Below are 14,313 nucleotides of genomic sequence, written 5' to 3'. Positions count from 1 at the left end.
GTGCCGACACTCCGTCGCTTAAAGGTAGCTCCATGACAGATTCCATTATCCCCCGCTTAGTATTAGCCAAAGGACGCGAGAAATCCCTGCTGCGTCGCCATCCATGGATTTTCTCCGGCGCCGTCGCCCGGATGGAAGGTAAAGCTCGCTCCGGCGAGACGATCGATATCGTTGATTCGCAGGGGAAATGGCTTGCTCGCGGCGCCTATTCGCCCTCCTCGCAGATCCGCGCCCGCGTCTGGAGTTTCGATCGTCATGAAGCTATCGATAATGCTTTTTTTGAGCGTCGCCTGCAGCAGGCGCAAACCTGGCGCCAATGGCTGGCCGAACGCGATGGTCTTGACAGCTATCGTTTAATCGCCGGGGAATCCGACGGCCTGCCAGGCGTGACAATCGATCGCTTTGGCGATTTCTTCGTCCTGCAGCTGTTGAGCGCCGGCGCGGAATATCAGCGTGCGGCCATCGTCAGCGCTCTGCAGACCCTGTTCCCGCAATGCTCGATCTACGATCGTAGCGATGTGGCGGTACGTAAAAAAGAAGGATTGGACCTGGCGCAAGGCCCGGTGGTAGGCGAACTGCCGCCAGCGCTACTGCCCATTACCGAACACGGTATGCAGCTGCTGGTAGATATTCAGGGCGGTCATAAAACCGGCTACTATCTCGATCAGCGCGATAGCCGTCTGGCGACCCGCCGCTACGTCGCCGATAAGCGCGTCCTCAACTGCTTCTCTTATACCGGCGGATTCGCGGTTTCTGCGCTGATGGGCGGCTGCCGCCAGGTCACCAGCGTTGATACCTCACAAGAGGCGCTGGATGTCGCCAGACAGAACGTTGAGCTCAATAAGCTGGATCTGTCGAAAGCCGAATTCGTACGCGACGACGTGTTCAAACTGCTGCGTAAATATCGCGATCAGGGGGAAAAATTCGATGTTATCGTCATGGATCCGCCGAAATTCGTCGAAAACAAAAGCCAACTGATGGGCGCCTGCCGCGGTTATAAAGACATTAATATGCTGGCGATCCAGCTGTTGAACCCAGGCGGCGTGCTGCTGACTTTCTCCTGTTCCGGCCTGATGACCACCGATTTATTTCAGAAAATCATCGCCGACGCCGCAATAGATGCCGGGCGTGATGTACAATTTATAGAGCAGTTCCGTCAGGCTGCCGATCACCCGGTGATCGCAACCTACCCGGAAGGACTGTATCTGAAAGGGTTTGCCTGTCGCGTCATGTAACTTGAAAAGCGGAACATCGCCCACACGTTATTCTCATGACTCAAGAACATTTGAAGATGATGGATACAGTGGGCGCCAGCGTTTCCCGGGAGGTGACTATGATTGCCAGCAAATTCGGTATCGGCCAACAGGTTCGCCATACGCTACTCGGCTACCTTGGCGTAATCGTTGATATCGATCCAGAGTATTCGCTTGACGAGCCCGCCGCGGATGAAATCGGCGCCAACGATGAACTGCGCGCGGCCCCCTGGTATCATGTTGTGATGGAAGATGAGGACGGCCAGCCTGTCCACACCTACCTCGCGGAAGCGCAGCTCAGCAGTGAAGCCAGCGATGAACATCCCGAACAGCCGTCGATGGACGAACTGGCGCAGACTATCCGTAAGCAGTTGCAGGCGCCGCGTCTGCGTAACTAAGCCCTCCGCGCCGCCCCGATGGGCGGCGTGTTTCCACGATCGCTCTTAATGCTCAACCTCTGCTTCAGCTAAAGCCTGACAAATCGCGCTGTTAAACTGCGGGGCCTGTTGTTGAGCTTCTGACCAACGAGTATTAGCGACATTCAGCTGTCTTGACTGCGCAGCGCTATTGCGGGACAGCTGATTAAAGAAAGGCTGTAGCATTCCTCCCCCGGCAACGTCCTGCGCAATCAACACCGTAGAACCATCGCTGTAGCGAAAACGCTGAGCAGCGGCAGGCAGCGCGACGCTGGCAAATCGCGCCGCCGCGACGCTTGCCCAGTAGTTGGCCGCAGAGTAGCCGCGCGAGAAGTTACTTTCACAGGCCGGTAACACGGCCAGACGACGGGTATTTTTCTCTGGCGCTTTAAAACTATTTTCCATCCAGCGCGCCATTCCTTCCAGATACCATCGTTGTTTAAACACCGCGTAACCATATTGATAAAGATGGAAAAACTCATGAGCCGGTGTGACGTTACGGGCTGGATCTAGCGCAGCATTCAGCACAAACTTCAGGCCGCAAGGTATCTGCCTGCCATCGCCCATCGTTTCTGAAGCGACGCGGTCGAAGGCAAGGCCGTTACCTTTTGGTAAAGTCAGCACATAAATGTTGATTTGCCGCGCCTGTGCGTAAATTTTCTGCTGTAGCGGAAAGCGTAATCCCAATACCGTGGAGTAGAGATATTTAGCGGCCTGTAGCTGAACGGCAATATCCTTAATGCTGTCGGGAACACCGCTACCCGAACTGTCGTACTGAAATTTAAGGGCATCAGGCCCCTGCAGGCTATAAAAAATGTGGAACTCATCTTCGACATATTCTTTTTCAAGAACATGCTTAAGTAGTATCGAACCTTTAACACAGCGCGATACCTGCACCATTTCTTCCGCGGAGGCTGAAGGGAGACAAGACATCGCCAACCAACACGCTGCTATTGATGTCGCCCATGATTTTACTGGTTGCATAGCGCCGCCTCCCCCGACATGCTCCGCCCCGACATCATATGCTCGCCGGGGCGGCAGTCGTCTTACACTACCCGTTCTTTGAGAGAAACCACGTTCGGCCCCTGTTGGCCCTCAGCGCTTATCCGCTGTTCATTCTGCTGCAACCACTGCTCCCAGCGTTGGGCAATCGCATTGGCGCAATAACGTCGCGCGTTACGCAGGGCGGCAGCCTGCATCTCTTTTTGTAGCGCCTTGTCAGAAATAACCTGTACCAACGCCACCGCCAGCGCATCTTCATCACCGTATGGCACCAGGATCCCGGCCTGTCGATCCTGCAGAATATCGCGCGGGCCATATTTTATCGCAAAGCTGATGAGCGGCGTGCCGTACGCCATCGCCTCAACGGCTGACAAGGATTGCCCTTCCTGATTTGAGCACAATACCGTGCAGCAGGCGGATTTATGTACTGTGGCAATATCTGAGGTAAAGCCATTAATGGAGATGATGTCCTCCATTTTCCACGCTTTTATCTGATCGCTGAGAGTACGGCGTAACGGCCCAACGCCATAGGTATGCAGTCGCGCACCAGGAAGCTGCGCCGCTACCTTGCGAAAGGCGTTAAACAACATCATGTGCTGCTTCTCTTCCGAGTAACGCGCCAGGTAGATAACGGTTTCAGAGGGATCCTTTTGCGGGTTTGCCGGAATTTTGCTGTCATCCATATGATTAGGGATGACGGTCAGACGTTCGCCGGGAAATCCTTCATGCTGTAAGTCCTGCCACTGCTCATCGGTGAGAACGATTAAGCGGTCAACCAGTTCCGGTTGCTCAATTAAGTGGCGGTAGGAGGCTTTCACTACGCCATTAAGCAGCTGATGATGGGAGTGGATAATCGCGCTCAGCGTGCAGCCTATCCGCTGTGCCGGACGAGAACAGACAAACGCTTTCCAGGCTTTATTTTTATCGACGATAAAATGCCAGCGGCGCTCGTCGGGCAGCATCATCTCCAGCATCCACGAGAAGAACGCCTCCTGCTGGTTGAAGGATTTAACGTCGCCGTCAGGCAAGGCAACATCGATACGGGCAATTTGCAAATTCGCTTTTCTTTCGTCGAAATATTTGCGCAGCAGAACATTGCCGGCGCCATCGACATAATCCTCCACCAGCTGTCCCTGCGGGCGTAGCTGATAGTTATTTTTGCCGACCGAGGCCTGGGCCTTCGGCGCGATAGCCTGTCGGAGCTCAACCTCACCTTTAAGCGCAGGCAGCGGGATAATTTTCCCCGCTGCGAAGCTCGTCACTAAAGCCTCGTAGAGGTTATAAACCGGCACCTCTTCCGGCAACGCGCCGCGCGCCTTTAACGCCTTGACCGCGACATGCAGTTCCGGATCCCACATTGCGGTGATAAGCCAGGGCACAGTCTGCAGGTGCTCGACGAACAGCTTCGCACGCCGGGTGGCGGCGACTTCAATACCGTTGCCAACATCACGCAGGTTCTCTAACAAAAATACCGTTGTCCCCCGGCGTTCGGGAGGCGCAACCGCAGGAATTGACTGGCGCATAGTCGCCGCCTGATAATATTTTTGATAGGCAATATAGCCAGACAGATAGTGCTCAACGTCATCAATACGCACGCGGTAGCTGTGGTGGCGAATAAAGAAGCTGTTGACGATACGCGCCGGGTTTTTAAAGAACATCGCCAGTTCCGGCCAGAAGAAACCATCCAGCAGGTAGCGCGCACGACACTCCAACGCCTGATAGAACTTTTCTTTATCAAACCCTTCAAGTAAATGACGTTGCGCCGGCGAAGCGTCAAGGCGCGCAATCATCTCTGCTGCCGCCATCATCAGCTCCAGCAGCGTCGGATAGGTTGTCACGCGCTGCAGTACGAAATCCAGATGTCCACGCACGTTATCCAGCCCAAAGCGAAAATAACGTTCTTCCGGACGAAAACGCGTCAATTCGTTAACACAGTAACTCAGCCAGTGGTCGTGATGCTGCCAGTGCTGTTGCCGAATGAAGTATTCGAACGCTTTTTCAACCATCGCCAGCCACTGCGGCATTTGCGTCAGGCTATACAAACGCATCAACGCGAACGCCGCCTCGCCATCGTAGTAGATAATACGATGCTTAGCCTTCAACGAGAGGTCGTGACTATTGAGAACATGGACAAACTCGCCGCTCTGCGCATCCTGCATAAATGCAATGCCGGCGGCCAGTTGCGCCATTAATTCCAGGTGCTGCTGGTCGCCTGTCGTTTCCGTGTATTTGACCAGCGCCAGAATACTCACCGCATTGCCGCCGAGTTTAATTTCATTATCGACATCACACAAAAATGCCGCCTGTTGCCCATCGTCAAGGGTGCGCACAGAAATAAGATTGGTAACCAGGTAACCAATCGCTCGATCGATCGCCTGGCGCAGGTGCGGTTGCCTGGTTGCTTCCCATGCTTCAATTAACGAATAGGTCGAACTGGCATGACGCAAGGCGTTATAGGATCGTACAGGACGATCGAAACAGGGAAACCAACCGTAGTAATAAAGTCCATCTTTTTTCACCTGACGAGCTAAGTAATCGCTACCTTTTTTGATCACTTCCGCCAGCCAGTTTTTTTGCCATTCTTCGCCGATAACGCGGTAGCCTGAACTGCGGCCGCTGTGCTCAATCAGCCTGGCGCCGCTGCGGTCGCAGAATACCGCGCGGGTTTTGAAACGCCAAAGTATCTGCTGTGGTGCATCCGGCCAGCTCAAACTTTGTTTAAAGCGTCGTTGGCCATAGTTTTCCAGATTGATGCCATTTGGCGCCGCGACACCGTTATCTCCGTCATACAATAAGGCATTCGCCGCAATTTCCTGTTCGAGGATCGCCTGAGTAAATTGCGCATCGAAAGAGAGGCCAAAGCGGAAATAATTGCGTTTGGTGATGCTGAGTTTCTTCTGTAGATTTTCCCAGCTGAGTTTTTCAACGCTATCGACAATATCAATACGCAACCACTGTGGTTCGTTGTCTTGTTTTTTGCGCCACTCCTGCAGGGCTCTGGCGCCAGCAAGCCAGGCTTGATCAAAACTGGCCGCCGCTGCGACCTGGACATGCGCCCGCTCCTTACCATCACTCACGCTAAAAAAGATAACCCACCCGGGATAATCAGCAGGCAGCGCGGTCGTTTTTAATGGTCTGCTCTGAAAGCAGGCCTGTTGTAATAAATCGCTTAATGCCATCTCAAATCTCCATACGTTGAAAATTTCACCAAACATGAAGCCAACTTGTGGGTATTACCTTTCTCTCAGCGCCTCTTTTGCTCGATTAAATGGTTTCACCAGATAATCCATTACCGTCTTTTCGCCGGTTTTAATATCAACAGTGGCGATCATTCCCGGACCGATTAAAAAACGCTTACCGTGTTTATTTTCCAGATAGTTATGATCGGTACGGATAAACACCCGATAGTAATAAAGATCGGGTTTTGCCTCGTCCTGAATAGTATCGGGAGAAATGGTCTCAACGACCCCATTAAGCGCGCCGTAGATGGCATAATCATAGGCGGTGATTTTCACCAGCGCCTTCTGATCGGGATGAATAAAAGCAATATCGCGTGGCGAAATACGCGCTTCAATTAATAAGCGACCATCGATCGGCACGATGTCCATCAGTTCGCCGTTCGGGGCAATAACGCCGCCAATGGTGTTGACCTTGATATTTTTGACGATCCCCTGCACAGGCGAGCGAACGGTCAGCCGGGCGACGGAATCCGCCCGCCCTTTAATGACTTCGGCAAGACTGGCTACGTCGGCATTGGCTTTCGATAACTGTTCGCGGGCATCGACGTAGTAGCGGGTGTTGAGATCGATTTTCTTTAACTCAATATCGGCAGCCTGTTGGCGCAAACGCAGCACTTCCACATTACTGGCAGCGCCGGTTTTAGCCAGCCTTTCGTTGATAGCCAACTCGCTTTTCACCAACGACAGCGACTGCTCAAGCTGGCGCATCGATTTGGTTAGCTGGTCCCGTCGGCTATGATAGAGGCGGGTTTCTTCCGCCAGTAACCCCGGCCAGGCCTTAAGAGAAGGAGGAAAAATCAGCGGTTGGTTATTAACTTCGGCGGTAAGGCGAATGCTTGCTGCCAGTGAAGCGCGATATTTCGCCTGGCTCTCGCCGACGTTCGATTCGCTACGGGTAGGATCAAGCCGCGCGACGACCTGCCCGGCCGCCACCCTGCTCCCCTCGCGGACGTTGAGCTCGGTTAAGATCCCGCCATCAAGGGTTTGTAGCACCTGCTCACGAGAGCTTGGGATCACCTTACCTGTCCCGGTCGAAACCTCGTCCAGGGTCGCAAACCACGCCCATACGCCGGTCACTACCATTAGCAGCGCCAGCAGGAGAATTAAGCGGCGCGATTTGACCAGTTCAGCCTCATCCCGTTCATTATCGACCATGTCAGAAACCGGATCGGCATCCTGCGCCAGTGGGAGAATCGCGTCGGACTTATTCATATATTCACCACCTGGCCACGCGCTTTTTCTTGTTCAAAGACCGTCGCTTTAGGTTTATCCAACGCCAGTTGCCCATCCTGGATAACCAAAATACGATCGACAATGCTCAGTATCGCCGCTTTATGGGTAGCAATAATCAATGTACGTTCGCCCACCCAATGCGCCAGTTGCTCGACAAACGCTTTTTCGGTGCGTTCATCAAAGAATGAAGTCGGCTCATCCAGCAAAATAATATTGGGGTCGCGCAGCAGAGAGCGCGCCAGCAGCAATGATTGCCGTTGCCCGCCGGAAAGGCCAAGGCCCCCTTCCATCACCAGATGCTCAAGCCCCATGGGCAGTTTACTGACGAACTCCATCGCCCCGCACAGTTCCAGTACCTTCACCAGTTCGTCATCACTGGCCATTGGCCTTCCCAGCGTTAAATTTTCCCGTAGCGTTCCGTGGAACAGACGAGCTTCCTGGGTCAGCAAAGTCGCATTGCGGCGAATATCCGCCAGATCGATTTGCGGCAGGGCAAGATCGTCGAGCCGCAGCTCACCGGATGCCAGCTCAACGTTACCCATCATCGCCTGCAATAGCGTCGATTTGCCGGCGCCGATGCGTCCGAGGATAGCGATTTTCTCCCCGGCCTTAATCGATAACTGCTTAATACGCAGCGGAATGGGGCCGTTGTCCTTGCCGTAGCGAAACTCAGCGTTGCGAAACTCATAGTTGCCGTGCAGCACAGCGCGGTGGATGCGCGGCTCATCCTGCCCGCCTTCTACCGGCAGCGCCATCAGATTATCCAGGCTGGCTTTCGCCACCTTCACCTGCTGCCAGCGCGCCAATACGCCGCAGAGCGCGGTCATTGGCGCCACCATCCTGCTTGACAACATTGATGCCGCCACCATCGCGCCGGTTGTAATGTCGCCATTAATCACCAGCGGCGCGCCGACCACCACCACCGTGGCGTACAGCAGATTCTGGATAGACATCCCCCAGCTCACCAGGCCGTGGGTGACTTTGCGGGTTTTTACCCCCGATTCTGCGGTGATAGCCACATAGCTATTCCACTGCTGCAGAAAGCGGCTTTCCGCCTGCATCATTTTGATATCCGGTAGGCCCTGAATGCTTTCCACCAGAATGGCGTTTCGTAGCGTGCTTTCGTGTTGATTCTTGTTAGCCAGTTCGGCCAGTTTCTTTTGCAATAAAAATCCCGGAAGCAGCATCAGGATCGTCGCGACCGGCGCGATCCAACTCAACCAAGGCGAAACAATGAACAGTACCAGTTGGAAAAGGATGAAAAACGGCAGATCGGCAATAACCGTCATCATGGTTGACGTCATCATTTCCCGTACCTGCTCGAGCTCGCGTATCTGTGAAATAAAACTGCCAGTAGAACGCGGAACCGCTGAGTTTTTTAGCCGCAGCGCGTGACCAAATACACGATCGGAAATACGAATATCTCCGCGTTTGCCAAGTAGGTCAGTAACGTGTCCACGTGTAATTTTGAGAATAAAGTTGAATACTGCAGCGATTAATACGCCGCTGAATAAAACGTATAAGGTGGGATAAGACTGCGCCGGGATCACCCGGTCGTACACCTGCATCGAAAATAGAATGCCGGCCAGAGCCAGTACATTAATTGCCAGCGATGCCAGCATGACATGCATATACGGGCGGATATCTTTGAGAACGATTTTGCGCAGCCAGTCCGGCTGAAAGCGCGCAAGATAACTTTCAGTTCGGATATCTTTTTCGGGCGAAGCTGGACGAAATGCAACGGTAAGCTCAATCTCAGCCAATAATGCGTCCAGCGGCCACTGGCTGAGTAAGGTGAGCTCTTTGACAAAACGGATGCCAACTAAATTATTAAGATCAAAGCTTTCGATAATACCAATCTGCCCATCTTTAAGCTGAACGACTAGCGGCAAGCGCCACGCCGACATACGCCGGTCGTTGCCGTTGAGAAATTGACAATGCAAACCGGCGTGCCGACAGAGATGTTTAAGCGCATCAGGCAGTGTTTTCTGCGTCGCCCACTCCGCCGCCGCATGCAGCGTCCCCGGCGAATAGCTCTGCCGATAATGGCTGGCGACAAAAGCCATCGCGTTAGCCCAATCCAGAAGATGGGGAATATCGCTGTGATGAGGTTGTTCGCTCATGGGCGGATCTCCACACCCTGGATGCTTTGATTATCCAGAGCAAAAACGGAGCGCATCTTTCCAGTACTGAACAGACAGTCCAGCTCCAGATTACGCAGTTGTGCTTCAGTTAACACCTGGCTGAATTGCGCCTGATAGATTTCCTGATCGACGTTAAGCAGATCCAGTAGCGGACGCGTACCCAACTGCAGATATTGATCCTGATAGAGCGCGCGAGTTTGCTCGCCAAGTTGCTGCTGGCGGCGCTGGATACTGATGGATTGTTTAAGATTCAGCGCCTCATCGCGCGAGGCGCTTAATTTCTGACTGGCATCGAGTTGGGCGTTTCTAATCCCGGCGTTAGCCGCAGATAAAATTTGCTGCGCCGCTTCGCGGGAGGCCGTTAATGCCCCCCCCTGGTAGATTGGCATTTCCACTTTGACCCACGCCGAATATTGCGTTTTATTTAACACGGCGCTGTTGGCGTAATTATCATTCAGATAATGCGTCACCTGGGGTTCCAGAGAGATGGTCGGTAGCATTTGCGCTGTCGCGTTATCGAGCTGCGCCTGCGCCTGCGTGGCTTGCGCTAAAGCGGCCAGCACAGCGGGTACGGCACGATAATCAATTTTACTTACGGCACAGGCCGCATCCATATCCTGCGGCACGCCGTCAGTCACGGAGGTAATGCTGCCAAGCCCAAGATAGGTGGCCAGAGTCGCTTTCCAGCGTTCGAGCGCCGCCTGATATTGGATAAGCGTCGCCTGCGCTCCCTCAACGCGAGTGTCAGTCTGCACAACATCAGAGAGCGAAGTTGCCCCGGCATCGTTACGCTGGCGGATCAGATCGCCAATTTGTTTTAGCGAATCAACTTGTGCCTGAGCGATTTTCACCAGCTTCTGGTAGCCCTGCATCTGCACCACCGCGCCAGCAGTATCATGGGCCACCTGGTCGATATTAAGCATCACCATCGCCTGCTGCTGGGCAACGGCGGCATCTGCCGCTCTGACCGAGCTTGAGACTTTGCCGAAGTCGTAGAGCATTTGTGAAACAGAAACAACTAATGAGGGTGAATAGCCGGAATCGGAGTATGAATTACTATAACCATTATTCATCCCCGCGTTCACCTGGGGATAATATTTGGCTTTAGCTACATCCACGCGCTGCACCTGTTCCTGAAGTTTACTCACCTGCTGAGTAATCGCCGGGTGCCAGTTGACCGCTGATTTTACCGCGGTGGCAATATCTAACGGGCCGGTTAAATGACTCTGCGGATTGATGAGATCCTCAGAATATCCGGCGACCTGTTGGCTATCGTTTAATCTCTGAGTACTAATGTTAGTCGGCGGAAATGAAAGCTCTTCCGCATCAGCCGTTAATATTACGCTTAACGACAGCAAAATTGTGCTGAACCTGTAAACGCTGACAATCCCTTTTTGTTGAAATAGACGCATAAAATTACCCTTCAGAAAGCACACTGAAAATATGGATATACTCTTTTCGCATCATTCTTTTTATTTAACGATTGCCCATCGTTTCCGGGGTTGTTTTTCGTCGTTTCACCTCCAGCGTATAAAGCCATAATGGCGGCGCCTCCCTGCGCCACCCGTGATATGGTCTGATTTTAGTGCGAGTTATTGGTATCAATCAGCTCGTCGAGCGAATTGATATGGACCCCCTGCAGCGTGATTAACGTCGCTGGCTGGTGCGTCGTTCCACCCGAACCATCGCGGTCGATAGAAACCACCGTATTACCGCCGACATAGCTCAGCGTAATATAGTTACCCAGCGTATCACTGGATCCATTCCAGCCGACCAGCAGCGCAGAGACATCGATATGGTCTCCCTGGGCGACCGAGAAATCGTTCCAGGTATCGCTGCCGTTGCCCCCCGTGTTGTCATCCGCCAACAGGTTATAGACCACCGTATCGGCGCCCACTCCCATGCTATAGGTGTCATCGTAAGCCGTACTGTGAATGCTATCGTCATTGACGCTGCCGGCAATCTGCGGATGGAGATCGATGGTCAAATTCGCCGTCGAACTACCGCCATCACTGCTAATAAGTGTGTAAGTAAACGTCTCCTTAGCCGTAATGGCATCAGTATTGATACCGCTATTCAGCTGATAGGTATAACCTCCCTGCCCATCAATGGTCAGCGTTCCATATTCACCATACAGCACCGCTTTCCCGTTAGTCGCGCTGGTTCCTGTGTCGTTGGTCAAGGTTCCATCAGTATGGAATGTCCAATGCGTCACGACACCCAGATTGTTTTCCCCCGTTATCGTGAACCCGCTATGCAATGATCCAAGCGTATCCTGAACCCCGTCTGCGCCAGAACCGTCGAGGATATTGCCGGCCACAGATTGCGCGGCCGTCAGATGCGCATCGGTATGAATCTCGGTTCCCGTCACGCTCGCCGCCAGGTTGTATGTCATTGCCGGTCCAGCCTGCATCGTATGACTAATACTCAGAGTATAATCACCTGCGGCAAGTTGTACCGGAGTAGTTCCATTAACCAGGTTAAGCGTCACAGTGTCCGTATCCGTTGTCGGGCTTATGATGGGGACACCATCCAGAGCCATACTCAAAGGCCCGCTCCAGACCGTCACATCAGTCATTACCCCGTCAACCATCACATGATGAACCAATGTGACTGTCCCTGAGAGATCGCCGTTCAATACAGTCAAGCCACTAGTCCTGGTGCCACTCAGATTTAGGGTGATGGAAGCGTTATCCACTTCCCGGCCTTCAGCGACGGTAAAGTTCTGGCTTGTAACTTTAGTCGTCGATGTCGTATTAGCCGCTACTGCTGCATTTGTTACCGCAAGATTACTGACGCTTTGCGTCCAGGTAACCGACTGCATTGCCGTTGCCACCGACAGGGAGGCGATATCATCAACCGCTATCGCTGGCGTTGACTCAATGTTCATCGTCAGCGTTGTCGACGATGTATGACCCAGCGTATCCGTTATCGTATAGGTGAAGACATCACTCTGACCCACACCGGTTGTTCCATTAGCATGATAACTATAGCTACCATCAGACTTGATAGTCAGAGTACCGTAGGTGCCGTTAATCGTGACGCCGCCGGCAGTGACGGTCTCGACCTGCGATCCAAACTGGATGCTGCTTACGGTAATTCCATTACCTGTATCGCCAACATCGCCATCGCTATCGGTGTGCAGAACATTCCCCGTCACGTATTTAGTCGAATCAGTCACCTCCATACTAATGCTGGTGCCCAAATTCAGATTCAGTATCGAACCAATCAATCCTCCAGTCGTCGGCGACGAAATAACGACCATATAGTTACCGGCACCAATTTTTTCGAACTCACCGCCACCCGCGTACTGCAGGCTTAATCCAAGGAGCCCCTGCGGTGTTGCCGAAATTCCATCCTTAATGACGCCGACAATCTGGTTGGTATCGGTATTCACCAGGATAAGATCCAGAGTGACCGCGCCAAGCGCCACGCTTAAGGTTGTTGACCCCGAAACGGCCAGGGTGACATCCTGTTCAGTCCCGTCGGCTACGGTAAATTTAAAGCCATTTGTCGGCAGCGCGACATTCACCGTATTGAGTAAGGAAAGTCCAGCCAGTTGAACGACATTACCTCCCTGTATATCAATATTGTCATCGACATTCCCGACGTAGTAAGCCTGGGTATCCGGATTGGCCTGGGCCGATTCAACCTCCTGGCCAATATTGATGGTCAGTGTGGTGGTTGATTGCACGCCATTGCTGTCCGTAATGGTGTATGTGAATACATCCGCATTACCTGCCGAACCCGCCTTACCAGACGCCTGATAGGTATAGCTACCGTCAGCATTAATCGTCAGTACGCCATAGGCCCCCGTTACTGATATTGTGCCGCCGTTGACTGAGTGAGGTTCACCCGCCGCAGATGTCGCGGTGACAGTGGTAACTGACAGACCCGTACCGCTATCAGCCATGTCGCCATTTTCAGAACCCTCCAGCACGTTGCCGGTGACGGTGCTTCCGCTATAACCCAACGAATCGGTTACCGTTGCCTCGACAAAGGTGGCTACACCCGCTCCCGCGAGCGTATTAATCAAGCTAACCAATACCCCATCAGAATTCGGTGAGGAAATCGCCAACGCATAGTTTCCTGCCGGTAAGTTCTCGAAGGATGCCGTACCGCTATACACCAGCCCGCCAAGTAATGTCGCGCTGATATTCACACTTCCAGGGTCAATTGCGACCACTCGTCCAGTTGCGACATCAATCACCGAGAGGTCGGCCGTCAACGTATTTCCAGCCCCCAACAGATTGACTATCGAAGTTAGCAGTCCGCCGGTTGAAAGCAGTGACACGCCGCTGACATCAACAGTCATATTTTCTGTGGTGTTGTTATCCACGTTGAAGCGGAAACTACTGCCAGACAGCAGTGACACATTAATCGTGCTTAACAGCGAGACGCCAACCAACTGCGACAGATTACCTTCGGTACCATTAAGGTTGCCGTAATGCTGCACAACCTCAGAACTGTTGGTATCAGGTATTGCCTCAACAGAATCCGAGTCGCTGTCGGAGTCCGAGTCGCTGTCAGAATCCGAATCGCTATCCGAGTCAGAGTCACTGTCAGAATCCGAATCGCTATCCGAGTCAGAATCACTGTCAGAGTCGGAATCGCTGTCCGAATCGGAATCGCTGTCAGAATCCGAGTCGCTGTCAGAGTCCGAGTCACTGTCAGAATCCGAGTCACTGTCAGAATCCGAGTCGCTGTCGGAGTCCGAATCGCTGTCCGAATCCGAATCGCTGTCCGAATCCGAATCGCTGTCAGAATCCGAGTCACTGTCAGAATCCGAGTCACTGTCAGAATCCGAGTCGCTGTCCGAGTCCGAGTCGCTGTCCGAGTCTGAATCGCTGTCGGAATCCGAGTCGCTGTCGGAGTCGGAATCGCTGTCCGAATCCGAATCGCTGTCCGAATCGCTGTCGGAGTCGGAATCACTGTCAGAATCCGAATCGCTGTCCGAATCCGAGTCGCTGTCAGAGTCCGAATCGCTGTCCGAGTCCGAGTCGCTGTCCGAATCCGAGTCGCTGTC

The 14,313-nt window shown here is 53.1% G+C and carries 8 protein-coding genes; 2 read left to right on the top strand and 6 right to left on the bottom strand.

The window, feature by feature from the left end:
* The first annotated feature begins 32 nt into the window (after positions 1 to 32).
* Together rlmI and hspQ are read left to right on the top strand one after the other, a co-directional pair.
* A complete protein-coding gene (rlmI, locus tag AC2CGP_RS14225; RefSeq protein ID WP_015367414.1) occupies positions 33 to 1,235 on the top strand; it encodes a 23S rRNA (cytosine(1962)-C(5))-methyltransferase RlmI in 1,203 nt (400 codons plus the stop codon).
* A 98-nt stretch (positions 1,236 to 1,333) separates the two neighbouring features.
* Positions 1,334 to 1,651 carry a heat shock protein HspQ gene (gene hspQ / locus AC2CGP_RS14220; protein ID WP_015367415.1) on the top strand — a complete coding sequence of 106 codons (318 nt, stop codon included), beginning with the start codon at positions 1,334 to 1,336 and terminating at the stop codon, positions 1,649 to 1,651.
* A 45-nt stretch (positions 1,652 to 1,696) separates the two neighbouring features.
* Here the strand turns inward: hspQ and AC2CGP_RS14215 are convergent, their stop codons facing one another.
* The 6 genes from AC2CGP_RS14215 to AC2CGP_RS14190 all read right to left on the bottom strand — a co-directional run.
* Positions 1,697 to 2,569 carry a peptidase gene (locus tag AC2CGP_RS14215; protein WP_213759535.1) on the bottom strand — a complete coding sequence of 291 codons (873 nt, stop codon included), beginning with the start codon at positions 2,567 to 2,569 and terminating at the stop codon, positions 1,697 to 1,699.
* A gap of 146 nt (positions 2,570 to 2,715) precedes the next feature.
* Positions 2,716 to 5,850, bottom strand: a complete 3,135-nt coding sequence (locus tag AC2CGP_RS14210; protein WP_213759532.1) for a glycosyltransferase — start codon at positions 5,848 to 5,850, stop codon at positions 2,716 to 2,718.
* Between the two features lie 54 nt (positions 5,851 to 5,904).
* Positions 5,905 to 7,122, bottom strand: coding sequence for an HlyD family type I secretion periplasmic adaptor subunit (locus tag AC2CGP_RS14205; protein WP_015367418.1), 1,218 nt, complete (start codon positions 7,120 to 7,122; stop codon positions 5,905 to 5,907).
* On the bottom strand, positions 7,119 to 9,266 hold the full coding sequence (locus AC2CGP_RS14200) for a type I secretion system permease/ATPase (protein WP_046884157.1): 2,148 nt from the start codon (positions 9,264 to 9,266) through the stop codon (positions 7,119 to 7,121). Before AC2CGP_RS14200 ends, AC2CGP_RS14205 begins: the two co-directional genes overlap by 4 nt.
* A complete protein-coding gene (locus AC2CGP_RS14195; RefSeq protein WP_015367420.1) occupies positions 9,263 to 10,699 on the bottom strand; it encodes a TolC family outer membrane protein in 1,437 nt (478 codons plus the stop codon). Before AC2CGP_RS14195 ends, AC2CGP_RS14200 begins: the two co-directional genes overlap by 4 nt.
* Positions 10,700 to 10,869: 170 nt before the next feature.
* On the bottom strand, positions 10,870 to 14,313 hold a 3,444-nt coding region (locus tag AC2CGP_RS14190; protein ID WP_484502364.1), incomplete at its 5' end, for a beta strand repeat-containing protein.

The organism is Klebsiella sp. SYXHC3 (assembly GCF_057196925.1).
The sequence above is the reverse complement of the archived record's forward strand: the minus strand, read 5'-3'. Positions and strand labels throughout refer to the sequence as shown.